Annotated in this window: 21 protein-coding genes; 12 read left to right on the top strand and 9 right to left on the bottom strand. The window is 70.8% G+C overall.

The window, feature by feature from the left end; all coding sequences use genetic code 11:
* Nucleotides 1-2: 2 nt before the first annotated feature.
* Together QF035_RS51880 and QF035_RS51875 are read right to left on the bottom strand one after the other, a co-directional pair.
* On the bottom strand, nucleotides 3-677 hold the full coding sequence (locus QF035_RS51880; protein WP_189841887.1) for a response regulator transcription factor: 675 nt from the start codon (nucleotides 675-677) through the stop codon (nucleotides 3-5).
* A complete protein-coding gene (locus QF035_RS51875; protein WP_307529851.1) occupies nucleotides 674-1,894 on the bottom strand; it encodes a sensor histidine kinase in 1,221 nt (406 codons plus the stop codon). The genes QF035_RS51880 and QF035_RS51875 overlap by 4 nt, the downstream gene beginning before the upstream one ends.
* Nucleotides 1,895-2,293: 399 nt before the next feature.
* Between QF035_RS51875 and QF035_RS51870 the strand changes: the two genes are divergently transcribed.
* A complete protein-coding gene (locus QF035_RS51870) occupies nucleotides 2,294-4,516 on the top strand; it encodes an MMPL family transporter (RefSeq protein ID WP_307529849.1) in 2,223 nt (740 codons plus the stop codon).
* 118 nt (nucleotides 4,517-4,634) lie between these two features.
* Complete coding sequence (locus QF035_RS51865) at nucleotides 4,635-5,834, top strand: NAD(P)/FAD-dependent oxidoreductase (RefSeq protein WP_307529847.1); 1,200 nt, start codon at nucleotides 4,635-4,637, stop codon at nucleotides 5,832-5,834.
* 73 nt (nucleotides 5,835-5,907) lie between these two features.
* On the opposite strand, the gene QF035_RS51860 is transcribed toward QF035_RS51865, so the two are convergent.
* Complete coding sequence (locus tag QF035_RS51860) at nucleotides 5,908-6,324, bottom strand: MerR family transcriptional regulator (RefSeq protein ID WP_307529845.1); 417 nt, start codon at nucleotides 6,322-6,324, stop codon at nucleotides 5,908-5,910.
* Between the two features lie 417 nt (nucleotides 6,325-6,741).
* Between QF035_RS51860 and QF035_RS51855 the strand changes: the two genes are divergently transcribed.
* A complete protein-coding gene (locus tag QF035_RS51855; RefSeq protein ID WP_307529843.1) occupies nucleotides 6,742-8,250 on the top strand; it encodes a SulP family inorganic anion transporter in 1,509 nt (502 codons plus the stop codon).
* A gap of 237 nt (nucleotides 8,251-8,487) precedes the next feature.
* On the opposite strand, the gene QF035_RS51850 is transcribed toward QF035_RS51855, so the two are convergent.
* Complete coding sequence (locus tag QF035_RS51850; RefSeq protein ID WP_307529842.1) at nucleotides 8,488-9,156, bottom strand: peptidase E; 669 nt, start codon at nucleotides 9,154-9,156, stop codon at nucleotides 8,488-8,490.
* A 157-nt stretch (nucleotides 9,157-9,313) separates the two neighbouring features.
* Here QF035_RS51850 and QF035_RS51845 point away from each other — a divergent pair, with 157 nt between their 5' ends.
* A complete protein-coding gene (locus QF035_RS51845) occupies nucleotides 9,314-10,315 on the top strand; it encodes an NAD-dependent epimerase/dehydratase family protein (RefSeq protein ID WP_307529840.1) in 1,002 nt (333 codons plus the stop codon).
* Nucleotides 10,316-10,344: 29 nt separating this feature from the next.
* Here the strand turns inward: QF035_RS51845 and QF035_RS51840 are convergent, their stop codons facing one another.
* Nucleotides 10,345-11,457 carry a sensor histidine kinase gene (locus tag QF035_RS51840; protein ID WP_307529838.1) on the bottom strand — a complete coding sequence of 371 codons (1,113 nt, stop codon included), beginning with the start codon at nucleotides 11,455-11,457 and terminating at the stop codon, nucleotides 10,345-10,347.
* A 2-nt stretch (nucleotides 11,458-11,459) separates the two neighbouring features.
* On the bottom strand, nucleotides 11,460-12,287 hold the full coding sequence (locus QF035_RS51835) for a response regulator transcription factor (protein ID WP_307529836.1): 828 nt from the start codon (nucleotides 12,285-12,287) through the stop codon (nucleotides 11,460-11,462).
* Nucleotides 12,288-12,414: 127 nt separating this feature from the next.
* Here QF035_RS51835 and QF035_RS51830 point away from each other — a divergent pair, with 127 nt between their 5' ends.
* The 3 genes from QF035_RS51830 to QF035_RS51820 are packed head-to-tail and all read left to right on the top strand — an operon-like array spanning nucleotide 12,415 to nucleotide 14,527.
* Complete coding sequence (locus QF035_RS51830) at nucleotides 12,415-13,137, top strand: glycosyltransferase family 2 protein (RefSeq protein ID WP_307529835.1); 723 nt, start codon at nucleotides 12,415-12,417, stop codon at nucleotides 13,135-13,137.
* The gene (locus tag QF035_RS51825) at nucleotides 13,134-13,751 is read left to right on the top strand and encodes a TIGR04282 family arsenosugar biosynthesis glycosyltransferase (protein ID WP_307529833.1); all 618 of its coding nucleotides are present in this window, start codon (nucleotides 13,134-13,136) and stop codon (nucleotides 13,749-13,751) included. The genes QF035_RS51830 and QF035_RS51825 overlap by 4 nt, the downstream gene beginning before the upstream one ends.
* A complete protein-coding gene (locus tag QF035_RS51820; protein ID WP_307529831.1) occupies nucleotides 13,748-14,527 on the top strand; it encodes a class I SAM-dependent methyltransferase in 780 nt (259 codons plus the stop codon). The genes QF035_RS51825 and QF035_RS51820 overlap by 4 nt, the downstream gene beginning before the upstream one ends.
* A gap of 316 nt (nucleotides 14,528-14,843) precedes the next feature.
* Here the strand turns inward: QF035_RS51820 and QF035_RS51815 are convergent, their stop codons facing one another.
* A complete protein-coding gene (locus QF035_RS51815; protein ID WP_307529830.1) occupies nucleotides 14,844-16,121 on the bottom strand; it encodes a molybdopterin-dependent oxidoreductase in 1,278 nt (425 codons plus the stop codon).
* Nucleotides 16,122-16,234: 113 nt separating this feature from the next.
* Between QF035_RS51815 and QF035_RS51810 the strand changes: the two genes are divergently transcribed.
* On the top strand, nucleotides 16,235-17,680 hold the full coding sequence (locus QF035_RS51810; protein WP_307529827.1) for a hypothetical protein: 1,446 nt from the start codon (nucleotides 16,235-16,237) through the stop codon (nucleotides 17,678-17,680).
* 8 nt (nucleotides 17,681-17,688) lie between these two features.
* Here the strand turns inward: QF035_RS51810 and QF035_RS51805 are convergent, their stop codons facing one another.
* Entirely contained in the window at nucleotides 17,689-18,633 is a 945-nt protein-coding gene (locus QF035_RS51805) for an SGNH/GDSL hydrolase family protein (protein WP_307529825.1), read from the bottom strand.
* A 610-nt stretch (nucleotides 18,634-19,243) separates the two neighbouring features.
* Between QF035_RS51805 and QF035_RS56045 the strand changes: the two genes are divergently transcribed.
* Together QF035_RS56045 and QF035_RS56040 are read left to right on the top strand one after the other, a co-directional pair.
* Nucleotides 19,244-19,972, top strand: a complete 729-nt coding sequence (locus tag QF035_RS56045; RefSeq protein ID WP_373466885.1) for a serine/threonine-protein kinase — start codon at nucleotides 19,244-19,246, stop codon at nucleotides 19,970-19,972.
* Nucleotides 19,924-20,958 carry a ricin-type beta-trefoil lectin domain protein gene (locus tag QF035_RS56040; protein ID WP_373466884.1) on the top strand — a complete coding sequence of 345 codons (1,035 nt, stop codon included), beginning with the start codon at nucleotides 19,924-19,926 and terminating at the stop codon, nucleotides 20,956-20,958. Before QF035_RS56045 ends, QF035_RS56040 begins: the two co-directional genes overlap by 49 nt.
* Before the next feature lie 533 nt (nucleotides 20,959-21,491).
* On the opposite strand, the gene QF035_RS51795 is transcribed toward QF035_RS56040, so the two are convergent.
* Nucleotides 21,492-21,728: a hypothetical protein gene (locus tag QF035_RS51795; protein WP_307529824.1), complete on the bottom strand. Its 237-nt coding sequence runs from the start codon at nucleotides 21,726-21,728 to the stop codon at nucleotides 21,492-21,494.
* A gap of 699 nt (nucleotides 21,729-22,427) precedes the next feature.
* Between QF035_RS51795 and QF035_RS51790 the strand changes: the two genes are divergently transcribed.
* Both QF035_RS51790 and QF035_RS51785 read left to right on the top strand, forming a co-directional pair.
* Nucleotides 22,428-23,918, top strand: coding sequence for a glycoside hydrolase family 76 protein (locus tag QF035_RS51790; protein WP_307529822.1), 1,491 nt, complete (start codon nucleotides 22,428-22,430; stop codon nucleotides 23,916-23,918).
* Nucleotides 23,919-24,132: 214 nt separating this feature from the next.
* Nucleotides 24,133-26,427, top strand: a complete 2,295-nt coding sequence (locus QF035_RS51785; protein WP_373467036.1) for an AbfB domain-containing protein — start codon at nucleotides 24,133-24,135, stop codon at nucleotides 26,425-26,427.
* The last annotated feature ends 80 nt before the right edge of the window (nucleotides 26,428-26,507 follow it).

Here is a 26,507-nt window from a genome sequence, read left to right as displayed (position 1 = left end):
CGTCAGTGGCCGACGTCGTGGTCGCCCGCTTCCACGAGGCCGCTCTCGTAGGCGAAGATCACGATCTGGATCCGGTCGCGCAGCCCGAGTTTGGTCAGGATGCTCGACACATGTGATTTGACGGTGGCGGCGCCGATGGACAACTGCTCGGCGATCTCCGCGTTGCTCGCGCCCCGGGCGACGGCGGTCATGATCTCGCCCTCGCGGCCGGTGAGCCTTTCCAGGCGTGCCGCGGCGACGGTGTTGACGCGGCGCTGTGTGAACCGGTCGATGAAGCGCCGGGTGATCGAGGGGGCCAGCAGTGTCCCGCCCTCGGCCACGGTGCGTACGGCGGTGGCGAGTTGTTCGGGGGGAATGTCCTTGAGCACGAAGGCACTGGCACCGGAGCGCAGCGCCTCGTAGACGTACTCGTCCGGGTCGAAGGTGGTCAGGATCAGCACCCGGGTGTCCCAGTCGGCCTCCTGAAGGATCCGGGAGGTCGCTTCGAGGCCGTCCATCTCGGGCATGCGGATGTCCATGAGGATCACGTCGGGGCGATGACGGCGTACGGCCTCGATCGCCTCGACACCGGTCCCCGCCTCGGCAACGACCTCGATGTCGTGGTGGACCCGGAGAATCATGGCGAAGCCGCGGCGTACCAGCGCCTGGTCGTCGGCGACGACGACGCGGATGCTCACGTGGGCTCCCCCTTGGTGGGCAGATGGGCGGTGAGCCGGAATCCGCCGCCGGGACACTGCTGGGCGTCGAGGCTTCCGCCGAGCAGGAGTGCGCGTTCCCGCATGCCGACGATGCCGTGGCCGGGCAGGCCCTCGTGCGCGGCCGACACCGACCGGACGGCGGTTCCGCGGCCGTCGTCGAGGACCTCGATGGTGATGCCGTCACCTTCGGCGCGCAGGCGCACTTCGGTGCGGGTCCGCGGCCCGCTGTGCTTGAGCACGTTGGTCAGTGCCTCCTGGACGATGCGGTATGCCGAGAGATCCACGCGGGCCGGGAGGGGATCCCGGATGCCGCCGGTGACCGAGACGTCCAGACCCGCCTCCCGGACCTCGGCCACCAGGCGGGGCAGGTCGGCCAGGCCCGGCTGAGGCCCAAGGCCGTCGCGCTCGGCGTTCGGCCGCAACACTCCCAGCAGGTGCCGCAGTTCGTCCAGCGCCTGGCGACCCGCTTCCTCCACCGCCGCCATCGCCTCCAGCGCGCCCTGCGGATCCTCGGCGGCCACCATCCGGGCCGCACCGGCCTGCACCGTCATCATGCTCACCCGGTGGGCGACCACGTCGTGCAGTTCACGGGCTATGTGGGTGCGCTCCTCGGCGACGATCCGCCGTGCCTCGGCGGCCTGTTCCTGGCGGAGCCGGGCAGCACGCCCGGCTCGGAGCCGGAGGCGTCGGCCGAGATACCAGGCGCCGAACATGAAGACGTAGCCGAAGCCGATGTCCTCCCAGGGCGTGGAGAGGAGGACGCCGTCGATCGTGAGCGCGACGACGGCCGCGCCGACACCGAGAGGGCCCCACCGGTTGTCGTCGTCGTGCCGCCCGACGCTGTAGAGCGCGACGATCACGACCCCGCCCAGCACGGAGTAGCTGCTTCCCAGCGTCGGGAGCCACGCGACGAGTGCCACGCACAGGACCGCGACCGGCCTGCGCCGACGCAGGTAGAGCGCGGCGCCGGCCAGGGTGATGAGCAGGAGGGCGGGCTGGAGGACGCTGGTGACAGGGCGGACGACGAGGGAATCGCCCGGACCCTCTTCCAGGAGCGCGGTCAGCAGGAACAAGACGGTCGCGAGTACGGCGTCCGCGCCCCGCGGCCAGCGCGTGAACGGGCCGCGGAAGCTGCCCGACGCCCTGCGGCCGGGGCCGGGGCCGGGCGTCCCGGCATGCGGAGCCGTACGGATCATCGTCGCTCCATCGAGAGGCGGCCGGTGCCTTGGCCGGGAAGCGTTCCCGTGGCCTGGCGCAGGCACCGCGACGCGCCGGGCAAGCCATCGTAAGTCCAGCTCCGAGGCACCGTCACCCGCCTGCGGGGGGAGGCGGCCCTCCGTCCGCGGATGGAGAGGTGGGCTCGTACTCCCCGTCGCGCGTGGGGGCGTCCGGCCCCTCTGACGGCGGGAGACGGCACCGGCGTCGACGCCCACGATGGAACCGCTCGAAACTCCTGCCGCCGCGCACCGACCGGTGCCGCCGGTCGGCAGCCGTCTCGCACGAACCCGGCCGACAAGTCCAACGGTCGGCAGCTCCCGCACGAGCCCATCCAACAACTGCCGCCGGTCGGCAGCCGTCTCCCAGGAGCCGCAGCCATGAATCGACTCACGCGCCGTATCGGCGACGCGAGCGCCCGCCAACCGTGGGTGACCATCGGCGCCTGGGTGGCCGCCCTGGCGCTCGTACTGCCTCTTGCGGGCCTGGTCGGCGGCTCGTTCGTCGACGACCTCGTCGCTCCGGGCAGCCAGAGCGAGAAGGCGATGGAACTGCTTGAGGACCGCTTCCCCGAGGCGTCCGGCGGCAGCGCCGTCGCCGTCTTCGCCGTGCCGGAAGGGGAGCGGATCGACCGCCACCGGCCTGCCGTCGAGGCGGCCGTCGACCGCATCGCCGACGTGGAACACGTCGCCACGGTCACCGATCCCTTCACCGGGGGCACGATCTCGCCCGACGGACGGATCGGCTACGTCCAAGTCGCCTTCGACGTACCGCCGATGGAGGTGCATCCCGAGCGGATCGACGCCCTGAACGACGCGATCGAGCCCGTACGCGGCGACGGTGTCGTCGCCGAACTCGGGGGCGACGCCGTGTTCATCAACGCCGAGACGCCGACGTCGGGCGCGGAGGCGGCGGGCCTACTCTCCGCCCTGGTCATCCTGGTGGTGGCGTTCGGCACGATCGTGGCCGCGCTGGTGCCGATCGCGCTCGCCCTGGTCGCCGTGGCCGCTGGCCTGGGCAGCATCGTGCTGCTGGCCCATGCGACGGACGTGTCGACCGCCGCGCCCACGATCGGCGCGATGATCGGCCTGGGTGTCGGTATCGACTACGCCCTGTTCATCGTGGCGCGCTGCCGCGAGAACCGAGCGGCCGGCCAGGACAACGCCACCGCGCTGTCGAACGCCATGAGTTCGTCCGGCGCTGCCGTTCTGTTCGCCGGCGGCACCGTGGTCGTGGCGATGAGCGCGCTCGCGCTGACCGGCCTGGGCTTTCTGACCTCGATCGGTCTGAGCACCTCGCTGGTCGTGCTGTTCGCCGTGGCGACCGCCCTGACGCTGCTACCCGCCCTGCTGTCTCTGTTGGGCGACCGCATCCACAAGGCGCGGCGGCACCGGTGGCTGCGTATGCGACGTTCCAAGAAGTCCGAGAACCCCGAGAGCCCGGAGCAGACGGCATGGTGGCGGTTCGCGCACCGCGTCTCCGGTCGGCCGTGGCCCTACCTGCTGGCCGGGTCCGCCGTGCTCCTGGCCCTGGCGATACCGGCGCTGCGCATGGAGACGGGCTTCCCTGATGCCGGCAACGACGCGACCAGCACCACCCACCGTCGCGCCTACGACCTGTTGGCGGAGGGCTTCGGTCCCGGCTTCAACGCCCCGCTGCTCATGGTCGCCGATCTGCGCGGCCCCGGTGTGGACGCCGCGGGCATCCCCGAGTTGGCCCGGCGCGTCGCCGACGACCCCGGCATCGCGTCGATCGGCGAGCCCCGGTTCTCCACGGCGGGTGACACGGTCGTACTGCCCGTGCTTCCCACCACCGCCCCCGCGGACGCCGCGACCTCCGACACCCTCGAACGCGTCCGCGGCGTCATCCCCGACAATGTCGCCGTGTCGGGCCTGACCGCCATGACCGACGACCTCACCCGTCAACTCACCGACACCCTCCCGGTGTTCATCGCCGCGATCCTCGTGGTGTCGTTCCTGCTGCTGATGCTGGTGTTCCGCTCCGTCGCGGTACCGCTGAAGGCCGCCGTGATGAACCTGCTGTCCATCGGCGGCGCGTACGGCGTCGTGGTGGCCGTCTTCCAATGGGGCTGGCTGGGAGGGCTGTTCAACCTCCACGAGACCATGCCGATCGCTTCACCTCTGCCGACGATCTTCTTCGCGGTCCTCTTCGGCCTGTCCATGGACTACGAGGTGTTCCTGCTCTCGCGGGTCCGCGAGGAGTACGACGCCACGGGTGACCCCACCGAGTCGGTGGCACGCGGTATGGCGGTCACGGGCCGCGTGATCACCTCCGCCGCGCTCATCATGACGGTGGTCTTCCTCAGCTTCGTCGCCAACCCCTCGCCACTCGTCAAGATGATGGGCCTGGGGCTGGCCACGGCCATCGTGCTCGACGCCACGATCGTCCGCATGGTGCTGGTGCCCGCGTCCATGGCACTGCTGGGGCGCGCCGCCTGGTGGCTGCCCCGTCCACTCGACCGGCGGCTGCCCCGAATCGCTGTGGAGACCGTGGAGAGCGTGGACGCCGTGGAGAGCAACGAGAGCGACGACCTCCCGTCTCCGCCCGAGCCCACACCAGCCCCCACTGCCCGGATCAGCTGAAGCCACGGCCTGTAGGCGCCGCGCTCCACGTCTGCGAAGTGGTCTGCCTCACAACCTGTCACAAGGTCCGGCCGGTCGGCGTCTTGAGGCCGAACCCACCGCGAACGAGGGAGACACCATGGCTCAGAACACCGAAGTGGTCGTGATCGGCGGCGGATACGCCGGAGTCATGGCGGCCAATCGCCTGACGCAGCGCGAGGACGTGACCGTGACTCTGATCAACCCGCGCCCGGTCTTCGTTCACCGGATCCGCCTGCACCAAGTGGTGGGCGGGTCCCAAGACGTGGTCGCCGACTACCGAGAGCTCCTGGCCAAGGGCGTCCGGCTGGTGGTCGACACCGCCGCACGGATCGACGCGGCCGAGCGCAGCGTGGTGTTGGCGGCCGGCGGCACCGTTGGCTACGACTACCTGATCTACGCGGTGGGCAGCGGCAGCGCCGACCCGCGGGTGCCCGGAGCGGCCGAGTTCGCCTATCCGATCGCGAGCCTGGAGGAGGCACAGCGGCTGTGGTCGGTCCTCGACGCCGCGCCTGCGACGGCCGCGGTGACGGTTGTCGGAGCCGGTGCGCTCGGCATCGAGACCGCCGCCGAACTGGCGGAGGCGGGCCGCACCGTGACCCTGGTGTGCGGCGAGGTACTCGGGCCGTATCTGCATCCCCGCGTTCGGCGCTCGATCGCCAAGCGGCTGGGCAAACTCGGTGTGACCGTGCTCGAAGGCCCCGACGCGAGGGTGACGGCCGTGACGCGCGATGCCGTGCGGCTCAGTGGCGGCCGTGAGCTGCCGAGCGGAGTGACCGTCTGGACCGCAGGATTCAGCGTGCCGGACCTGGCCGTGCGCAGCGGGCTGAGCACCGACGGCCTGGGCCGCCTGCTCACGGACGAGACGCTGACGAGCGTGGACGACGTACGCATCGTCGCGGCCGGGGACTCGGCGGCGCCGTCGGACCTGCCGCTGCGGATGAGCTGCCAGGCCGCGGGCCCGCTGGGCGCGCATGCCGCCGACACCGTGCTGAGCCGGATCGCGGGTGAGCAGCCCGCGTCCATCGACGTGGGGTTCTTCGGCCTGTGTGTCAGCCTTGGGCGTCGCGCCGCCACGGTTCAGCTCGCTTCCAAGGACGACATCGCGAACAGGTTCTCCATCCGTGGCCGCCTTGCCGTGAAGATCAAGGAGAGCAGCTACAAGGGCTTGCTCAAGCATCTGGCGGACGAGGCCCGCAAGCCCGGTTCGCACACATGGCCCTTCAAGGACGACAAGCGCCGGCAACTGCTGGAGGCCAAGCGCGCCAAGCAACCGGCCACCGCTGAACGAGCCGCCTGACCAGGCGACGGCCCGCTGGGATCCGCTGGCTACAGCCAACCCCGCAGTGGTCGGATTGCGCACCGCCGCCAGGTCAGGGCCGCCTCGGGGCCGACGTGCTCCGAATCAGGCGCTCCCCCAGTGTGGCCGCGAACTCCTCCGCCCGGGCCAGCTGGGTGCGCAGATCCTCGACTCGCTTGTGGGTGGCTTGCTCGAAGCCTCGAATCCGGTCCAGCAGTTCCTCGCGATCCTCGGGCGGCAGTTCCTCGCCGGAGTCGAGGCGGTCGGTGGCGTCGAGCAGGGCGCGCATCTCGTCGAGGGTGAAGCCGAGCGGCTTCATGCGACGGATGACCATCAGGCGGGCCACGTCGGCCTCGGTGTAGAGGCGGAAGCCGCCCTGGGAGCGGGCGGAGGGGATGACGAGGCCGGTGTCCTCGTAGTGCCGGATGGTGCGCAGCGACAGCTCGGTCCGCGCGGCGGCCTCGCCGATCTGCATGTGCTCGCTGCTCACGCGGGGTGCCTTCCTCGTCTTCCGCTGCGGCCACGGGCAGCCGACGCCGATCTCTACTCTAACGTTAGGGTAGGGTTGCGCCGGTATTGGGGCGGTTGCCTGCCGCGCCTGTTCCCACGGTGCGGGATGTCGTCCCGTTACCGTCAGCCGTGTCGGGGCCGACGAAGCCCCCGGCAAACACCGTTGTCCGCGGGAGAGAGCGTGCGCATGTCCGTGATGCCAGGCGCCGCTGTCTGCCCGCCGTGATCCTTCGACCGCAGGCAGCGCCCGATTCCCGCGCCGGTCACGTCGCCGCTGCCCCCTGACCTCGGTCCGCGCCGCTCGCTGATCTCTTGGAGGACCGCCCCGGTTCTCCACGCCTACTTGCGCGCCCGCCGTGATGCCGGGTGTGCCCGAGCACGACAGGTTCCTCTCGTCTTGTCCTCCCCCGCACTGTCCCCGGCCGCGTGGCTGCGCGGCTCCCGACGTCCGTCGTGGCTGTCCGATCCGAAGGTGCTGCGCACCGAGGTGCTGGCCGGTCTCGTGGTTGCCCTGGCACTGATCCCGGAGGCGATCTCGTTCTCGATCATCGCCGGGGTCGAGCCGGCGATCGGCCTGTTCGCGTCGTTCACGATGGCCGTGACCATCGCGATCGTCGGCGGCCGGCCGGCCATGATCTCCGCCGCCACCGGTGCCGTCGCCCTCGTCATCGCCCCGCTGAACCGCGAACACGGCTTCGGCTATCTGGTCGCGGCCGTCGTGCTCGCCGGTGTCTTCCAGATCGTCCTCGGCGCACTCGGGGTGGCCAGGCTGATGCGGTTCGTGCCGCGCAGCGTGATGGTCGGCTTCGTCAACTCCCTCGCCACCCTCATCTTCCTGGCGCAGGTGCCGGAGATGACGAACGTGCCCTGGCCGGTCTATCCGCTGCTCGCCGCCGGGCTGGCGCTGATGGTGTTCTTCCCGAGGGTCACCTCGGTGATCCCGGCGCCACTGGTCTCCATCGTCATCCTCACGGTCATCACGCTCGCGGCCGGGATCGCGGTGCCGACCGTGGGCGACAAGGGCGACCTGCCGTCCGCGCTGCCGATGCCCGGGCTGCCGGACGTGCCGTTCACCCTGGACACCCTCACCACCATCGCTCCGTACGCGCTCGCGATGGCCCTGGTCGGTCTGATGGAGTCCCTGATGACCGCGAAGCTGGTCGACGACATCACCGACACCCACTCCTCCAAGACCCGCGAGTCCATCGGGCAGGGCATCGCCAACATCGTGACCGGCTTCTTCGGCGGCATGGGCGGCTGCGCCATGATCGGCCAGACGATGATCAACGTCCGGGTCTCCGGCGCCCGCACCCGCCTGTCGACGTTCCTCGCCGGTGCCTTCCTGATGGTGCTGTGCATCGTCTTCGGACCGGTCGTCTCCGACATCCCCATGGCGGCGCTCGTCGCGGTGATGGTCATGGTGTCGTTCGCGACCTTCGACTGGCACTCCATCGCCCCGAAGACACTCAAGCGGATGCCGGCCGGGGAGATCACCGTCATGGTGGTCACCGTCGCCTGCGTCGTCGCCACCCACAACCTCGCCATCGGCGTCGTCGCCGGCTCCATCACCGCGATGGTCATCTTCGCCAAGCGCGTCGCCCACCTCGCCGAGGTCACCGCCGCCACCGACCCCGACCACGCCGGCGTCGTCTACCGGGTCACGGGCGAGCTGTTCTTCGCCTCCTCCAACGACCTCGTCGGCCGGTTCGACTACGCGGGCGACCCCGACAGAGTCGTCATCGACCTGTCCGCGGCCCACATCTGGGACGCGTCCTCCGTCGCCGCCCTGGACGCCATCGAGGCCAAGTACACCCAGCGCGGCAAGACAGTCGAGATCATCGGACTGAACGGGCCGAGCGCTCACATCCACAAGACACTCAGCGGCGAACTCGCCGGCAGCCACTGACTCCCGAGCAGCCGTGGCTCGTACACCTCACACCGGGCCCCTTGGCGTGGTCGGGGTCAGTTCCAAACCAGCAAATCGACACGACCTGCAGGAGACACGGTGTTTGCGGCGGACCGAGCGGCGGCCGACCCGCGCCAAGTCGACCGGCTCACGGGACGCGACACCGCGCGACGGGGACGCCGGAGCGTCGGAGGGATCGGAGGGCGAGGGCGCTCGCACAAGGTCCGGGGCTCTGAGTCACGGATGGAATCGCCACCGGCCTTCAGAAATGACATCCACCTTGCCGTCCTTGACGCGAACGGCCGTCTGGTCGTCGATGAAGTAGATCGGGAAGTCCGCCCGCGCGGCGATGCGATCAGCCCAGGCGTCGTCCCGCTCGGGGAAATCCGGCGAGTACAGATGGGGCTTGAGATACCAGTCGAAGAGGCCGAACGGCGGCTCCACGGTCGTCGCGCCGAGCACGTGGAGGTCCGGGGTGTCCCCGATGACGTCGGCGGAGTGGCCGGTGAGATTACGGCTGAAGATCATTGATCCGGCGCTGACCCCCACATAGACCCGGCTCTCCAGCGCTTCCAGGAAGCCGTCGGCCAGGCCGTTGCCGGTGATGCTGCGCGCGAGGTGGTAGTGGCTGCCGCCCTCGACATAGATGACGTCGGCGTTCAGCAGCCGGTCGAGCACCATCTGCCGAGGCAGGCCGTTCAGCTCCAGGACGTCGAACTCCCGCCAGCCGAGGCCGTGCAGCCGGTTCATGTCCTCGACGACCCATCCGTGGTCCCCGGGCTCGGCGACTGACGCCGTGGGGACGAACACGACGTTCGCCGATCCGAACGGCTTTCCCAGCATGTCCCGCAGCGCGTCCCGCAGGGTCTCGTTGCGCAGGCCACTCGCCGTCAACAGAAAGTTCATCGGGCGAGCCAAGCACGGCTGATTGGCACGCGCAACGAACCCAGGATCCGCCGGAAACCGTCATGGCATGGTCGCATCAGGAACAGGTCCTTACGGACTCGTGACGTGGTGCGCGCGGCCCGGGGGTACGGCGGGTGTGCCGCCCTAACGTGGGCGCATGCGAGTACTGGTCACCGGCGGTGCCGGGTTCATCGGGTCCCATGTCGTCGAGGCGCTTGGGACGCGCGGGCACGAGCCCGTCATGTTCGACGTACGTGATGATCCTGGCGCGGACGTCCGGGACCCGGAGGCGGTTGCCCGCGCCCTGTCCGGTGTGGACGCCGTGTGCCACCAGGCGGCGATGGTCGGCCTGGGTACCGGATTCGCCGACGCGGCGGAGTACGTCTCCCGCAACGACCTCGGCACCGCCGTACTGCTCACGGCCATGGCCGAGAAGAGCGTCCGCCGTCTGGTGCTGGCCGGCTCGATGGTCGTCTACGGGGAAGGCAGGTACACCTGCCCGCGGCACGGGGTCGTACGGCCGGGGCCCCGGGCCGTCACCGACCTGGCCGCCGGGCGTTTCGAGCCGCGGTGCCCGGTGTGCGGGCAGGAGTTGTCACCGGGGCTGGTCGGGGAGGACGCGCCGGTGGACCCGCGCAACGTGTACGCCACCACCAAACTCGCCCAGGAACATCTGGCCGCCGCGTGGGCGCGCTCGACGGGTGGGTCGGCGGTGTCGTTGCGCTACCACAACGTGTACGGGCCCCGTATGCCCCAGGACACTCCGTACGCCGGGGTCGCCTCCTTCTTCCGTTCGGCGCTCGCCCGGGGCGAGGCACCGCGGGTCTACGAGGACGGTCGGCAGCGGCGGGACTTCGTGCACGTACGGGACGTGGCGACGGCCAACGCGACGGCGCTGGAGGCGGATTCGGCCGTAGGTGCGCTGACCGCGTACAACACCGGCAGCGGTGAGCCGCACACCGTCGGAGAGATGGCGAAGGCGCTGGCCGCCGCGTACGGCGGGCCCCAGCCGGTCGTGACCGGCGAGTACCGGCTGGGCGACGTGCGGCACATCACGGCGGACTCGTCCCGGCTGCGGGCGGAGCTGGGATGGAAACCGGAGGTCGGCTTCGCGGAGGGCATGCGGGAGTTCGCGCGGGCCGGGATGCGTGGCGCGTAGCGCCCCTTGGACCGGTGGTGCTGCCCGCTTCAGGAAGCGGCCGCGGGCAGCACCACCTCGAAGCGGCAGCCACCGGGGATATTCCGTACGGTGGCCCTGCCCTGGTGGGCCTCCACGATGCCGCGGACGATGGCCAGGCCCAGCCCGGCGCCCGCAGGCGGGGTACGGGCGTGGGTGCCGCGCCAGCCGGTGTCGAAGACGCGGGGCAGGTCCTCCTCGGGGATGCCGCCACAGCCGTCCGTCACGGACAACACCACGCCGTCGGGCAGGAGTTCGGCGGCCACCATGACGGTGCCGTCCGCGGGGGTGCGCCGGATCGCGTTGACCAGGAGGTTGCCGAGTACACGGCTCATCTCCTTGCCGTCCACCTCCACCGGCAGGGGTTCGACGCGGTCGCCGACAAGTCGCACCCCGTGTTCGCGGGCCAGCGGATACACGCCGGCGAGGGCATCGCCGACCAGGTCGTAGACGGACATCCGGGAGGGCGACAGAGCCAGGCTGCCGGCGTGGATGCGGGAGAGTTCGAAGAGGTCGCCGACCATGTCGTTGAGGCGTTCGACCTCGGTGCGGATCTGCTTCAGATAGCGGTCCGGGTCGGCGGCGACACCGTCCTCCAGCGCCTCGGCCATCGCACGCAGGCCCGCGAGCGGGGTGCGCAGGTCGTGCGAGATCCACGCGACGAGTTCACGGCGCGAGGTTTCCAGGGCGCGCTCACGCTGCCGGGATTCGGCGAGCTTCGCGCTGGTGGCCTGCAACTCGCGGCTCAGCGCGGCCAGTTCGGCGGTGGCCGCACCGTGAGGTGCCGTGAAGTCGCCGTCGTCGCCGAAGGACCGGGCGGCGAGGGCGAGTTCACGGCTGCGGGCGACCACCCAGCGGCCCAGCAGCAGGGCGGCGGCCAAGGAGACGACGGCCGCCATCGCGACCACCGTCGTCACCACGGACAGGTCGTGCGCGGACAGGAACATCGCCTGCGCCACGGCCAGGGTGCCCGCGAGCATCGCGGTCACCGCGACGGCGGCCACCACGGTGAGGGAGGTGGTCAGTGAGCGGCGGCGCAGCATCCACAGTGCTCCCGCGCCGAGCAGCCCGGCCGCACCGGCGCCCAGGAAGGCGTACAGAGCGATGAGGAGGGTGGCGTGCATGATCACTCCTCGCCCCGGCCGGAAGAGCCGGAAGGATCGGAAGGGCCGGATGGGTCGGCAAGCCCAGAGGGACCGCCAGGACCGGCAGGGCTGGCGGGACCTGCGGCATCGAATCGGTAGCCGACGCCCCACACCGTCTGGATCAGGCGGGGCCTGGCGGGATCGTCCTCGACCTTGTTGCGCAGCCGTCGGACGTGGACGGTGACGGTCGAGAGGTCGCCGAAGTCCCAGCCCCACACTTCCCGCATCAGGTCCTCGCGGCTGTACGCCCGGCCCGGATGCCGGAGGAAGAACGCGAGCAGGTCGAACTCGCGCAGGGTCAGGGCGAGTTCGCCACCATGTTTGGTGGCGCGGCGTGCAGCCGGGTCGACGGTGAGTCCGGCCGCGCTGTGGGAACGCGTGCCCGTGCGGGGCCGCGAGCGACGCAGGACCGACTCCACTCGAAGCACCAGCTCCCGGGGACTGAACGGCTTGGTCACGTAGTCGTCCGCCCCCACCTCAAGACCGAGGATGCGGTCGTCCTCGTCGCCGCGGGCGGTGAGCATGATGACCGGCACGGGGCCGCGTGCCCGCAGCCGGCGGCACACCTCCAGGCCGTCCATGCCGGGCAGCATCAGGTCGAGTACCACCAGGTCCGGCCAGTGCGCGGCGGCGCCGGCGAGGGCGGTCGGCCCGTCCTCGGCCCGGTCCACCAGGTACCCGGCGCGATCCAGGTAGCCCGAGACGACCTCGGCGACCGTGGGGTCGTCGTCGACGACGAGGACGCGTGCCGTCCCGGTCCGTCCGTCGGCTGAGGCGCCCGCCACCGACTCGTACGGTTGCTGTTCCATACGGCCAGCCTCGCACCGCATGCCTTCGAGCGTCGCTCTCCGAGTGGCCCACCGGCCCTGACGTCCGTGTTTCGTAAGGAGCCGAAGCCCGATATGTACGTTTCGCGTTCGTAGGGTGGGAGCCGTGATGACCTCTTCCACACCCGAGGACGTCGATGTCGTCCTCCCCTGTCTGAACGAAGCCGAGGCACTGCCCTGGGTACTCGCCCGCATTCCACCCGGCTGGCGTGCCCTTGTCGTGGACAACGGCTCCACCGACGGCTCGGCGGACATCGCCCGGGAACTCGGCGCCACCGTCGTCCACGAACCGCGCCGCGGCTTCGGCGCCGCCTGCCATGCGGGACTGACCGCGGCCACGGCCGGCATCGTGTGCTTCTGCGACTGCGACGCCTCGCTGAACCCGGCCCTGCTCGTGCCGTTCGTGGCCGAAGTCCGAAGCGGCGAGGCCGACTTGGTGCTCGGCAGGCGCCGTCCGCAGGGCCGGGGCGCCTGGCCCGTGCACGCCCGGGCGGGCAATCTCGCACTCGCGCTGATGCTGCGGCGCCGCACGGGTCTGCGCCTGCACGACCTCGGTCCGCTGCGCGCCGCCCGCCGCGAGGCACTGCTCGCCCTGGACCTGGCCGACCGGCGCAGCGGCTACCCGCTGGAGATGGTCGTGCGGGCCGCCGACGCGGGCTGGCGCGTCACCGAACACGACGTCCCGTATCTGCCCAGGTCCGGCGCCTCGAAGGTGACCGGGACCTGGCGTGGCACCTGGCAGGCGGTACGCGACATGAGCCGCGTCCTTGCCGAGCGGCCCGCCGTGCCCGCGGCGGCCACAGCACAGGCACAAGGAGGATCCCGCCGGTGACCACCCTGCTCGTCATCGCCAAGGAACCGAGGCCGGGACGGGTGAAGACCCGGCTCACGCCACCGTTCACACCCGAGGAGGCGGCGGCGCTCGCCGAGGCGGCCCTCACCGACACCCTGAGGGCGGTTGCCGCGGCACCCGCCCGACGCCGGATCCTGGTCCTCGACGGGAGACCCGGGCCATGGCTGCCGCCCGGCTTCGACGTCGTACCGCAGTGTGCGGGTGGCCTCGACGAACGGCTGGCCGCGGCCTTCACCGGCTGCGACGGACCGGCCCTGCTGATCGGGATGGACACACCGCAGGTCACCCCCGGCCTGCTCGCTGTGGACTTCGACGGGTACGACGCCTGCTTCGGCCCTGCCGAGGACGGCGGCTTCTGGGCGCTCGGGCTGGCGAAGCCGGACCCGGAGCTGCTGCGCGGGGTCCCGATGTCTACGCCCGCCACCGGCGCCGTACAGCGCGCCCGGCTCGTCGCCGCCGGCCTGCGGGTGCGCGATCTGCCACGCCTGCGGGACGTGGACACGTCCGCCGACGCCGAGGCGGTCGCCGCCCTGGCGCCGCACGGCCGCTTCGCCGCGGAACTGGCCCGGCTGCGGACGGCCGGCCGCCGATGAGCACAGCGCATGAGGTGATGGCGCGGGACCCCGCCGAGCACAGCTGGTCGGCCGACCCCTACGCCGACGCCCTCCGGGCAGGCCGGGGACCGCTCTTCCTGCGCCGTGGCGACGGCTGGCTGCTGCCGCTGGACGTCGAGCGGTGGTGCGCGCGGGCCGACGCCGTGGACCGTCAGGTCCTGGACCGGTGCGAGAGTGCCGTTCTCGACGTCGGGTGCGGGCCCGGAAGACTGGTCACGGAGCTCGCCGCCCAGGGCCGGACCGCGCTCGGTATCGACATCAGCGAGGCCGCCGTCGCCCACACCCTGGGCCTCGGCGGACCCGCTCTGTTGCGTTCGGTCTTCGAACCACTGCCGGGTGAGGGCCGTTGGAACACCGCGCTGCTCCTGGACGACAACCTCGGCATCGGCGGCGACCCACGCACCCTGCTCCGCAGAGTGGCCCAACTACTGGTGCCCGGCGGCCTGTTGATCGCCGAGACGGCTCCGGTGGACGTGGACGAGCGCGCCGACGTCCGCCTCGTGCGCGGCACCGGCGCCAAGGGGGCCACCGGCGCCGCGTTCCCCTGGGCCCGGCTCGGCACCCGGGCCCTTCTGCGGTACGCCCGCCCGCTGGGCTGGCGCACCGTGGATCAGTGGTCGGCCGGTGGCCGCTGCTTCGTCTCCCTGCGCAGCCGCAGCACCAGCAGCAGGGCGGACCCGCCGAAGAGTACGGCGGTGATCAGCAGCCAGCGGGCGAGGAAGCCGTCCGCGGACAGGCCGGTGGCGGACTCGTAGCCGTCCGCCACGCGGCCGCTGATCAACGGGAACCACACCAGCAGCAGAAGCCCGGAAAAGGCCGCCGGCACCCGGACGTACATGGTCCAGGTCCGGCGGCCTGCGGTACCGAGCACTCCGGTGACGGCCCGGTCCACGGCCGCGTACAACGGCAGAAACACCAGGTCGTGCAGCACGGCCGCACCCACGAACCACAGCGTCACACCCAGCCAGTCGTCGGACAGCAGACGCACACCCGCGTATCCGGCGAGGGCGAACAAGCAGGCCAGAAGCAGGAGTTGCAGCGGGCTGCCGAGCGGAGGGAACGCTCTGCGCATCACAGGTCTCCGAACGTCATCCGGGCCACCCACTTGGTGTTGAGCACACCGGGTGCCGCGGGCACGATGATCCGGGCCGGGTAGCCGTGGTCGGGGGTCAGTGGCTCGCCGTTGACGTCCAGGGCGAGCAGGGAACGCGGATCACGCACCTGGTTGGACCGCAGGGCGGCCCTGCGGAAGGCGCCACGCCGCTGGAGGGACTCCACCATGACGTCGGGGGCCGAGTCCGCGTCGTACCCGACGAGGACGGCGAGTTCCCGCAGCCGTACGCCCCGCCACCACTGGTCGCCGGTGGACCAGCCCTCCACACAGGCAATGGGCAACGCCGAGCTGTGCAGCGGCAGTTCCAGCAGTTCCTTGCGGCTCAGCCGGACGGTCCCGGAGGGCCCGGTGACGACCAGCCGCCACACGTCCTCGCGCGTCTCGGCGGCTGCGATCCCCCGGGACGCGGCCGTCTTGTTGATCTGGAAGCCGCCGGGACCGCTGCCCGGATCGGCGCCACCGTGCGGCGCCAGGAGGGCGGTGCGCCGCAGCGGACCGTCGAAGCTCTGTCCGGCCGTGGTCCCGAACAGCAGCAGCGAACCGCCGCCGACGAACCACAGCGCGCCACGCCGGGACACGGTGGGCTCGGCCGGCCGCGGGGAGACCAGCGGGAAGTCCGGCTCCCCGCCCGCCTCCTCCTGCGGGCCCTTCCCCGCCCGCATGCGACGCAGGTTGCGTACGGCGGCGGGGGCCCGGAGCACCACGTGCACCACGAACCCGGCGATGAACACCCAGGCGCCGTAGAAGTGCAGCGGATAGAAGGAGCCGGGAAAGAGGTAGTCCAACTGGACGTTGAGCACCCCCGTCACGAACTCGAACAGCACGCCGCCGACGAGGAGCAGCAGGGAGATCCGTTCCAGGGCGTGCGTGAGCGACCGGGCCGGCGGCAGCGCGAACAGCTTCGGAACGACCGACCACAGCTTGGCCAGCAGGACAGGGATGAGCGTGATGCCCAGCGTGACATGGATGCCCTGGGTGAGCCGGTAGAGCCAGTGCGGCTGTGTCGGCCACGCGAAGAGGTAGAAGCCGAGCAGGCCCTTGTCGGGGGTCTTGTCGTTCACCGGCGACAGGTCCGGGTTGTACGCGGCGTACGACAGCAGCCCCGTCACGAACAGCGCGGTGATCCCGCCGAGCAGGACGATTCCGAGCACCGAGGTGAACCACGGACCTCGTACGGGACTGCGCCAGAAACCGGGGGACGTGGGCGAGGCAGGCGGAGTGTGCAACCTTGACATGCGCCGACCGTAGGCCGCCGCAACTGCGGAAAGGGGTCCTCGACACATGACGAAACGCTGACGTCCGCACGTGCAACGGCCTCGGCGCGGTCCTCGCGGCCTAGCGTTCCCCCGTGACCCGTGATCTTCTCCGAGACCTGTACGCGACCGCGGCCGCCGCGCTGCTCGTCGTGGCGGCCGCGCTGGTCGGCACCGCGATCGAGCGGGAGCACGGCACCCTGCACGTGGGGTGGCCTCCCCTGTACGCCAACTGGGGTCCCCACGTCGGCCCCGGCACCCCTGCGGCGCTCGTCGTCGCGGTCGGCGTCGTGGCATGCGGCCCGCGAGTGGCCGCCCGGCTGCCGTGGCGCGCGCTGTTGGGCGCCGCCTGGGGCATGGCCATGGCGTGGACGTGGTCACTGGCGCTGATCGACGGCTGGCAGCGCGGGATCGCGGTCCGGCTCACAACCAAGTACGAGTACCTGCAGGTCATCGACCGCTTCCAGGACATCCCCGCCACGCTGCGGGACTTCACCGGCCACATCCTGCTCCACTCCCCCGACCACTGGCCCCCGCATGTGGCGGGCCACCCTCCGGCGGCGACACTCACATTCGTCCTGCTCGCCCGGGCCGGGCTCGGCGGCGGAGGCTGGGCCGGAGCCTTTTGCATCACCGTCGGTGCGTCGGCGTGCGTGGCGGTACTGGTCGCCGTGCGAACGCTCGCGGACGAGGCGCTCGCGCGCCGCGCGGCACCGTTCCTGGTGTTGGCGCCGGCCGCGGTGTGGATGGGGACGTCCGCGGACGGCTATTTCGCGGCGGTCGCGGCCTGGACGGTCGCGTTCCTCGCCCTCGCGGTCACCGGACACCGGCCACGGCTCACCGGTTTCGCCTCCGGCCTCCTCTTCGGCCTCACCTGCTATCTCTCCTACGGGCTCACCCTCTTCGTCGTGATCGCGGGCGCCGTCCTGCTGCTCGGCCCGCGACGAGCCCGGCCCCTGCCCTACGCCCTCGCCGGAGTCGCCGTCGTCCCCGTCGTGTTCACCCTCGCGGGCTTCAACTGGTGGGAGGCGTACCACCTGCTCGTCGAGCGCTACTACCAGGGAGCCGGCGGCATCCGGCCCTACGGTTACTGGGTGTGGGCCAACCTCGCCTGCACGGTCCTGATCGTGGGCCCGGCAACGGTGGCGGGCCTGCGACGCACCGGCGCCACTCTCTTCCTGCCCGCGACACGGCTGAGGGCGCGTTCTCCCCTCGACGCTCCTCTGCGCGGGCGGACAGCCGAGCGCCGCGGCGCTTTCGAACGGATCAGCTCGGCCGTGCGCCGACGGGTCCTGCCCTGGGCAGACATGCTCAACGCCTCCGCCGAACTCCGCCTCGCCGTGCTGGTCGCCGCCGCACTCGCCGCTCTGCTCATCGCCGACCTGTCCGGGATGAGCAAAGCGGAGACCGAGCGCATCTGGCTGCCGTTCGCCATGTGGCTCCTGGTCTCGTGCGCGTTCCTGACCCGGCCACGTGCCTGGCTCGCGGCGCAGGCCGCGCTCGCCCTGCTTCTCAACCACTTGCTGCTGACGGGGTGGTGACGGGCCTGTCAGCGTGCTGCCCGCACCGCGCGCAGCACGGCCCGCGCCATGCCTCGCTCGCCGCGCTCGTTGGGGTGCACGGAGGCCGCCGGGGCCGCAGGGATGAGGGGCTCGATCCAGCGCACGTCCTTGTCCGCGCAGGCGTCGCGGCCGGCGGAGGGCGTGTAGGTGTCGACGTACCCGGCGCCGGCAGCTTTCGCGCTGTCCCGCAGCATGGTGTTGAGCTGCCGTTCCTTCTCCCGCAGGAAGGTCACGTCACCCGGCGCCAGGCCGGTCGCACGTCCGCAGCCTCGGCCGTCGTCCGGCAGGATCGCGGGATAGCCGACGACGAACACCCGCGCCTCGGGAGCCCGGCGGCCGATGTCACGTAGCGCGGCGGACAGCCTCCCGCCCGCCGCGTCGATCCTCGCCGCCACCTGGTCGGTGCCACCGGAGACGTACCGCTTCCGGCACGGGGCGTCGTTCGACGCGGCGTCCTCGAAACGGCTCTCCATCCGGTATCGGACGCCGTCCTTGACGCACGCGGTGATCACCGAGCCGAAGCCGATGTCGTTTCCGCCGACGCCGACGGTGACCAGGCCGGTTGCGGCGCTGACGGCCGCCAGTTGGGCCGGGTTGACGCCGTCGTCCGTGGACTGCGAGGCGGACAGGTCGGCAACCGTGGCCCCACTGCAACTGACGTCTCGGAACTCCGCCGCGCCGAGGCCGAGGCCGTCGGCGACCAGCGCCGGGTAGTTCCGGTCGGAGCGGTCGCACCCCGGGGGTTTGCCGTTCTGGTCGGGGATCTTCGGGCCTGCCGTGTAGGAGTCGCCCAGTGCGACGTAGGGTCCGCGCGGGGGCGTCGGGAGCGACGGCACCGCGCCGCCGTCGCCGTCCCTGGTCACGGCTACCGCCGTGAGGAACGCGACGCACGAGGCGACCCCGGCCAGTCCGAGCGTGATACGGGTCTTCATCGGGTGTACTGCCTCCCAGTGCGGGAGTCCGGGAGGGAGACACGTCGTGCGATGCGCGCGAAGCACGGTCGGCCTTCCCCGTCGGACACCAGGCGATGACCGGCACACGTCGCCCTGACCGCGGGCACGGAGCAGTCGGTCTCGGATACCTGCTCAGGCTCCCCGGGCGAGGCCCTCCCCGTCGTCATGCCGTTGCAGACACCGTGACTACTCAGGGCGCAGTACGCCCGCCGCGGCATGTCGTTCGCAGGTAGGCCGGACGTGTCCGATGAAGCCTGGCGTTCCGTCTGCTCGACATGGCACGGGCACGCCATGGCACGGCACGGTGGTCGTGGCCGGCGACATCACGGCGGTCGGGACCGCGACACGCGGCGGTCCTCCAATCCTTGTCCCCCCACCCGAACGAACTGCACGATGAGCCGGCGCTCGCAGTCGCGGATGTTGAACTCCCGTCCAACATCTGGTGCCGCCGTATCGGCATATGATCGCCCCTCAACCACCGGTTAGCGGTAACACCCGGCAGAGAACGGGTCGTTGAGCGGTCTCCGGCCGCAGGAGCCGACTGGCACATCGGCCGTATCGGCCCTGCGGCAGCGGAAAGGAAACCACGGTGTCCGACCAAGGACGGCTGATCGCCGGCCGATACCGCGTCCTCGACCGGATCGGCCGAGGCGGCATGGCCACCGTGTGGCGCGCCCACGACGAGCTTCTCGGCCGCCAGGTCGCCGTCAAGAAGCTGCATCCCCAGCCTCATCTCGACGACGCCGAACTCGCCACCCTTTTCGAGCGCGCCCGGCGCGAGGCCCACAGCGCCGCCCGTATCAGCCACCCCAATGTCGTGGTCGTCCACGACGTCGTGGACGACGAGGGCCTGCCCACCATCGTCATGGAGTACGTGCCTTCCACCACCCTCGCCGAACTCGCGGCGCGCGGTCCGGTCCCGCCCGAAGAGGTCGCCAGGATCGGCCGTGGCCTGATCGCCGCGTTACGGGCCGCGCACCGGGCCGGGGTCCTCCACCGGGACGTGAAGCCTGCCAACGTGCTGCTCTCCGAGGACGGCCGGGTGGTCCTCACCGACTTCGGCATCGCCCAGGCTTCCGAGACATCGAATCTCACCCGCTCCGGCCAACTGGTGGGGTCCGTCGACTTCATGGCTCCCGAGCGCCTCGTCGGCGCCAAGCCAGGTCCGGAGGCCGACCTGTGGGCGCTGGGCGCAACGTCTTCCAAGCGGTCGAGGGCCGTTCGCCCTTCCTCCGGGACACAGTGGCGCAAACGATGTACGCCATTGCCATGGAGCCGGCTCCCGAGGTGCGGGGCGCCGGGCCGCTCACCCCGGTGATCCAGGGGCTGCTCGCCGGCAACCCGGCCGAGCGGCTGTCCGCGGAGGACGCCGAGCGCCTGCTGCGAATACCGTCGGGCGAAGCGAGCCCCTCAGCCGTTCCGTCCGCCGCCAGTGCGCCGGGCGCCAACGCTCCGGATCCCGCGGTGACGGCTGTAGCGGGGCTGGGGCGTAATCCGGACCGCGGAACGGGCCAGGCATCCGCTGCCGGAGGGCCCGCGGAAAGTCCGCAGCCCGCTACGACCGACCTGGAGGCGCGACGGTCCCCGGGTGCGAGGCGTTCGAAGAAGCCGATCGTGCTGGCCGCAGCGGTCGCCACGGCGTTGTTGATCGCCATCGCTGTGCTGATGACCATGCCGACGGAGAAGAACAGCATCAGCGCCACCGCGTCGGACGGCCCGCTCCCGGCCGACGACCCCACGCCTCGGTCCACGGACACGTCCGCATCCGCGACCTCCTCTCCGGACACGTCACACTCCGCGAGCTCCGGCGCTACGTCGTCGAAGGCGCCCACCTCACCCCAGTCGACGTCCAATGCCGTGCGCGAGGACTCCGAGCCGGTGTCCGAAGGCGAGGACACCTCCGAGGAGAGCGGACCCGACACGTCGGTCGCCCCGGCCGGCCGTGCCCTGGTGGTCGCCACCTCGGGGAAGTGCCTGAGCAGCGGCGCCGGGACCGAAGGGCTTCAACTGTTCCAGGCCGCGTGCGACGGCTCCGCGGCACAGCGATGGCAGACCGGATCGGGCGGGACCCTCCGGTCGTCGGGGAAATGCATGACCGTGGCCGGAGGAGCGACCGACGACCGGACCGAGATCCAACTGTCCGGCTGCAACGGCAACGGCAGCCAGCGGTTCCACCTCGCCGGTACACAACTGATGGCTGACCAGTCGCAGAAGTGCCTCGACATCTTCGGCGGCGCGAGCGGAACGGGGGCGGTCCTCTGGGAGTGCAACGGCAGGGACAACCAGATCTGGACACTCCGCTGACCAAGGGCTTCCAACGGCGAGCGCGTCCGCCGCAAGACCAAACACCTGGCTGCCGAACAGCGGCACCGCAGGGAGCAGCGGTGCACCGAGTGACCGCCTTCGCCGGCAGAAATTTACCCACCGACCTCCCACGGTGACAACAGCGTCAGAATCAGCGCTACTTGATGCAACCGCCAGAGCAGAGGACGGCGAACCCTCCAGCTCCGGGAGAATGATGGAAGGCCTCCCAGGGCAGCGGCTTGGCGGGGGCGGTGCGGCCGGGCTCGGCGGCGGAGGCGCCGGGGATGAAGCCCATGGTGAGTGAGGCCGGCGGCCAGGCGAGCAACAGTGCGGATACGGCGCCCCTCAGGGCGACCCGTGAGCTCGACACAACGTCGCCCAGGGATGCAGCGCCGAACCCGCTCTCTAGCCCCTTCACCGCGACCGGTCGCAGGCCCGCCAGCGCGCGAACCCGCCTGCTTCGCACGTTTCAGGCCAAACACTGATCTCGTACTGACCAACTGGGATACGAGGCCACGTCAGAGGCCTGCTGCTCAACGGCCGCCCCGCGCCCCACCGGCGGCGCCAGGACGGACAGGCACCTGGGCCGGCTGGTTAGGGGCACCGGGAGGGACCTCGCCGGTGTCGTCCGGTATCGGCAGCCAGGGCATGTCGACAACCTCGAACATGTACAACATCACGAGCACGAACCACACGAGGAAGCCCACGGCGACCAGCGTGATCAGGGCAGCCAAAGCGTCACCCAGCAGCGACGGCCATTTGCGGTTCATAGGCGCTCTCCCCCGTGCGCTACGAGCCATAAGAGTCCGTACCGATACGGACCACGCCCACCGTTGGGCGGGTTCCCGACCCTTTGCAACGTTTCGGTGACGGCATCCGAAGGGCACCCTTCCGCGCCACGGCGGTCCCTGAAGGCACGTGAGGCCCGCGGCGCGCAGGCCGTCGGCCGACGGCCGCGACAATCGGGGCCGCCCGGAACCGAGGGGTGATGAACGCCCTCAGCGACGCACCCTGAAAGCCAGGTCGGTACCGACCCTCGTCCCGACAGGCTCGCAGAAGCTTTGCAACCACGGGATCAGGCCGGCGCACACGTCCTGGAACTCCCGTCGCTCGAAGAGCCACAGCCCAACTGCCGGTCCCAACACACCACCCCCAGAGATGCGCAGGCCGGTTCCTTCCGCACCCGGTCCTACCGGGTGCGGAAGGCAACGCCCTCATCATTTACGAACACGTCCTGGGCCTGTCGGACGATTCCCGTCCGCCTCGGAGTGCCCCGCCGCTCCTTGCCCCACGTTCAACTCCCTTGTACGTCCACACCGTTGACGCCCCCTCTCCCCCTCACTACCTTCCGAGAGCGCTCTCATGTTCGTTTCCCCAGCCCCAGCCTTCGCCGCATCGGTGTCGTTCGCGAAGGAACGAGACCGAACCGACGGCAAGGCGCAGGGGCGCTGCCCTGACAGAGAGGCCCCATGACTCTCCTTCCAAGTCTCCGAATCCCCCGACGGTCGGCCGCGGCCCTCGCCCTGGCCCTGCTCGCGGGCCTCGCCCCGCAGTCCGCGTCCGCCGCCGACACCACCCCCGCCACGGCAACCTCAGCCGCAGCCACCATCTGCAACAAGTACTGCGACGCCCGCGACCCCGCCCTCTCCCCGGGCGACCGGACTCCGGTCACGGCAGCCGTCCACGGGCGGTCGATCGCCCTCCACTTCGACGACACCGACGCGATGGGCTGGGCGTCCATCGGCAACGGCAACCCGGGCGACGAGGTCTGGCTCGACCGCTCCTTCGACGGCGGCCGCACCTGGAGTTCGGGCAGCAAGCTCGGCGACACGACCGTCCCGGCAGGTCAACGCGGCTGGCGCACGCTCATGTACAACGTGGACGACTGGAACAACCGCGGTGTCGGCGCCCTGCGCGCCTGCGGCAAGGCCGGGGACCGCGCCGAGATCGCGTGCACCCCGTGGGCCCGCACCACATGGAACGCCGGCAACCGGCGCACCGCGGCGGCCACCGGGCTGATGACCTTCTACAACTACGGAACCGGCCTGTTCGACACCACCGGCTGGTGGAACTCGGCCAACGCCCTCAACGCCCTCGTCGACAACATCCGGGTGACGGGCATGGACAGTTACTCGTACGCGATCTCCCGCACGTACGACCTGAACCTCAACGCCAAGGACGGGCAGTTCCGCAACGAGTACATCGACGACACCGGCTGGTGGGGGCTCGCCTGGGTCGCCGCGTACGACCTGACGGGCGACCGCCGCTATCTGGACACCGCCCGCGCCGACGCCGACCACATGGCCGCGTACTGGGACGGCACCTGCGGCGGCGGAGTGTGGTGGAGCACGGCGAAGACATACAAGAACGCCATCGCCAACTCCCTGTACATCCAGCTCAGTGCCGCACTGCACAACCGCATCCCGGGCGACACGACGTACGTGAACCGGGCCAGGGCCGGCTGGTCCTGGTTCCAGGGCACCGGCATGATCAACGGCTCGAACCTGGTCAACGACGGAGTCGATCTGTCCACCTGCCGCAACAACGGCCAGGCCGTCTGGTCGTACAACCAGGGCGTCCTGCTCGGCGCTCTCACCGAGCTCAACAGGGCGACCGGCGACGGCGCGCTGCTCACCCGCGCACGGCAGATCGCCGGCGCCGCGACCACGACCTCCTCGCTCCACACCACCGACGGCATCCTGCGAGACCCGTGCGAGGGCGGCGACTGCGGCGGCGACGGGCCGTCCTTCAAGGGCGCGCACGTGCGCGGTCTGGGCAAGCTCAACTCCGCGCTGCCGGACCATCCGTACACCGCGTACCTCCAACGCCAGGCGGACCGTGTCCATACGAGCGACCGGAACGCCCTCGACCAGTACGGACTGCGCTGGTTCGGCCCGGTCGACAAACTGGACGCGGCACGGCAGCAGAGCGCCCTCGACCTGCTCAACGCGGCCCCATGAGGCGGGAGTTCATCGATCGTCCGACAACGTTGTCTGCGCTTGGTCTGGACAATTGGCCGAGTGAATGCTGTGGTGCTCGTGCAGCAAGTTCTCTCGTGCTGAACCAGTTCCACCGTCCTGCGGGCGGCGTTCCTCCGTGCGCCACCGAGACACTGGAGCGATCACCGTGCTGAGACCCCTATCGACCTGGCGGCGCGTCACAACCGCTGCCACGGTGCTTGCACTCGCCGTCACCGGCCTCCTCGCCTCCGGCACGGCCCCGGCCGACGCCGCCTCGGCGGCCTGGACCCCCAAACCCGCGCCGATGACAACGCCGTGGACCGACCAGGTCCCGGTCGACAACCCGCTGCCGGAGTATCCGCGACCGCAGCTCACCCGGCCCGACTGGGCCAATCTCAACGGCATTTGGGACTTCGCTGTCACCTCTCGCGACGCCGGTCAGCCGTCGTCGTTCGGCGAGCAGATCCGGGTGCCGTTCGCACCGGAGTCCGCGCTCTCGGGCATCCAGCGGAAGATCACCGAGAACGACAAGCTCTGGTACAAGCGCACCTTCACCGTCCCGTCCGGCTGGAGCGGCCGCCGCGTCCAGCTCAACTTCGGCGCCTCCGACTGGGAGACCACGGTCTGGGTCAACGGGCAGCAGGCCGGGGCCGTCCACCGAGGGGGCTACGACTCGTTCTCGTACGACATCACGCCGCTGCTGAACAGCGGTGCCACCAACACGATCGTCGTGTCCGCGTACGACGCCACGCAGACCGGCGGTCAGGCCGTCGGCAAGCAGCGCATCCAGGACATCACCCCGCACGCCGGGCGCAGCATCTTCTACACCGCCACGTCCGGGATCTGGCAGACGGTCTGGCTGGAGCCGACCGCCGCCGCGCGCGTCACCCGGCTCGACATGGTCCCGAACCTCCAGGACAACACCCTGCGGGTGACGGTGCGCGCTGCCGGGGCCGACGGCGCGAGCGCCAAGGTCACCGTCTCCAACGGCGGCACACAGGTCGGCAGCGCCACTGGGACGGTCGGCCAACAGTTCTCCGTGCCGGTGCCCAACGCCCGGCTGTGGACGCCGGAGGACCCGTTCCTGTACGACGTCACGGCCGAGCTCTCCGGCAGCGCGGGCGCCGACCGGGTCGGCTCGTACGCGGGCATGCGGTCGATCGCGGTGCGGAACGTGAACGGCGTCCAACGCCCCGTGCTCAACGGGTCGTTCGTCTTCCAGAGCGGCACCCTCGACCAGGGCTACTGGCCGGACGGCCTGCACACCGCTCCCACCGACGCGGCCCTCAGGTACGACCTGCAGAAGCACAAGGACCTGGGCTTCAACATGGTCCGCAAGCACATCAAGGTCGAGCCGCAGCGGTGGTTCTACTGGGCGGACCGCCTGGGGCTGCTGGTGTGGCAGGACATGCCTGCCATGGACAGCGGAAAGAGCCCGTCCGCCGCGGCCCGCACCCAGTGGGAGAACGAGTACCGCGCCATCATCGACGAGCACCGCAGCTCACCCTCGCTGATCCTGTGGGTCAACCAGAACGAGGGCTGGGGCCAGTACGACCAGGCCCGCATCGCGGACATGGTCAAGTCGTACGACCCCTCGCGTCTCGTCGACAACATGAGCGGCGTCAACTGCTGCGGCGCCCAGGACGGCGGCAACGGCGACGTCGTCGACAACCACAACTACGTCGGCCCCGGCAACACGCCGACGGAGCCCGTACGCGCCTCCGTGCTGGGCGAGTACGGCGGTCTGGGCATCCGGGTCTCCGGCCACGAGTGGTATCCGGGCGGCGGGTTCAGCTATGAGGACCAGCCGAGCCTGTCCGCCCTCAACGACCGGCTCGTGGGGCTGCTCGACGGCATCCGGGAGAACTCGCTGCCCGCGGGCGGCCTTTCGGCGGCCGTCTACACACAGATCACGGACGTCGAGAACGAGGCCAACGGCCTGCTGACCTACGACCGTCAGATCGTCAAGGTGGAAGAGGCCCGCGTCCGGGCGGCCAACCAGGCGCTCATCACGGCGTCCCGCACGGTCGGGCCGACGGTGAAGCTGCCGGTGGAGCAGTACGTGTCGATCCGGGTCACCACGCCGGGCCACACCGACCACTACCTCCGTCACCAGGACGGGCTCGGCTTCACCGAGGTGGTGAACTCGGGCAGCACGGCCCTGTTGAAGGAGGACGCCACCTGGAAGGTGAAGCCGGGGCTCGCCAACCGGCTCTGCTACTCCTTCGAGTCCCGCAACTACCCGGGCGAGTACCTGCGCCACCGCGAGTTCCGCGTCCGGCGCGACGCGAACGAAAGCTCCACGCTCTACAAGGAGGACGCGACCTGGTGCCCGGTGCAGGGCAGCGGCGGCGTCCGGCTGTCGGCGTCGGGCTTCCCCCGCCAGTACCTGCGGCACATCAACGCGGAACTCTGGCTGGCCCAGCAGGGCGGCACGCACACCTGGGACAACCCGGCGAGCTTCGTCCCGGACACCACCTGGGCGATCTCGGCACCCTGGGCTCCCTGAGCACGACCGCTCCCGAACAGCAGGCGCTCTTGAAGGTGGCCGCCCTCCACGGGCGGCCACCCCCTCCCTTCCGCGCACGG

Source organism: Streptomyces umbrinus, from assembly GCF_030817415.1.
In the GTDB taxonomy this organism is placed as follows: domain Bacteria; phylum Actinomycetota; class Actinomycetes; order Streptomycetales; family Streptomycetaceae; genus Streptomyces; species Streptomyces umbrinus_A.
The sequence above is the reverse complement of the archived record's forward strand: the minus strand, read 5'-3'. Positions and strand labels throughout refer to the sequence as shown.

Excerpts from the sequence above, each read along its gene's own strand:
- QF035_RS51870 (WP_307529849.1), top strand. The coding sequence starts at position 2,294 with ATGAATCGACTCACGCGCCGTATCGGCGACGCGAGCGCCCGCCAACCG.
- QF035_RS51850 (WP_307529842.1), bottom strand. The coding sequence starts at position 9,156 with ATGAACTTTCTGTTGACGGCGAGTGGCCTGCGCAACGAGACCCTGCGG.
- QF035_RS51820 (WP_307529831.1), top strand. The coding sequence starts at position 13,748 with ATGAGCACAGCGCATGAGGTGATGGCGCGGGACCCCGCCGAGCACAGC.
- QF035_RS51840 (WP_307529838.1), bottom strand. The coding sequence starts at position 11,457 with ATGCACGCCACCCTCCTCATCGCTCTGTACGCCTTCCTGGGCGCCGGT.
- QF035_RS51795 (WP_307529824.1), bottom strand. The coding sequence starts at position 21,728 with ATGAACCGCAAATGGCCGTCGCTGCTGGGTGACGCTTTGGCTGCCCTG.
- QF035_RS51835 (WP_307529836.1), bottom strand. The coding sequence starts at position 12,287 with ATGGAACAGCAACCGTACGAGTCGGTGGCGGGCGCCTCAGCCGACGGA.
- QF035_RS51845 (WP_307529840.1), top strand. The coding sequence starts at position 9,314 with ATGCGAGTACTGGTCACCGGCGGTGCCGGGTTCATCGGGTCCCATGTC.
- QF035_RS51865 (WP_307529847.1), top strand. The coding sequence starts at position 4,635 with ATGGCTCAGAACACCGAAGTGGTCGTGATCGGCGGCGGATACGCCGGA.
- QF035_RS56040 (WP_373466884.1), top strand. The coding sequence starts at position 19,924 with ATGGAGCCGGCTCCCGAGGTGCGGGGCGCCGGGCCGCTCACCCCGGTG.
- QF035_RS51875 (WP_307529851.1), bottom strand. The coding sequence starts at position 1,894 with ATGATCCGTACGGCTCCGCATGCCGGGACGCCCGGCCCCGGCCCCGGC.
- QF035_RS51790 (WP_307529822.1), top strand. The coding sequence starts at position 22,428 with ATGACTCTCCTTCCAAGTCTCCGAATCCCCCGACGGTCGGCCGCGGCC.
- QF035_RS51830 (WP_307529835.1), top strand. The coding sequence starts at position 12,415 with ATGACCTCTTCCACACCCGAGGACGTCGATGTCGTCCTCCCCTGTCTG.
- QF035_RS51815 (WP_307529830.1), bottom strand. The coding sequence starts at position 16,121 with ATGTCAAGGTTGCACACTCCGCCTGCCTCGCCCACGTCCCCCGGTTTC.
- QF035_RS51805 (WP_307529825.1), bottom strand. The coding sequence starts at position 18,633 with ATGAAGACCCGTATCACGCTCGGACTGGCCGGGGTCGCCTCGTGCGTC.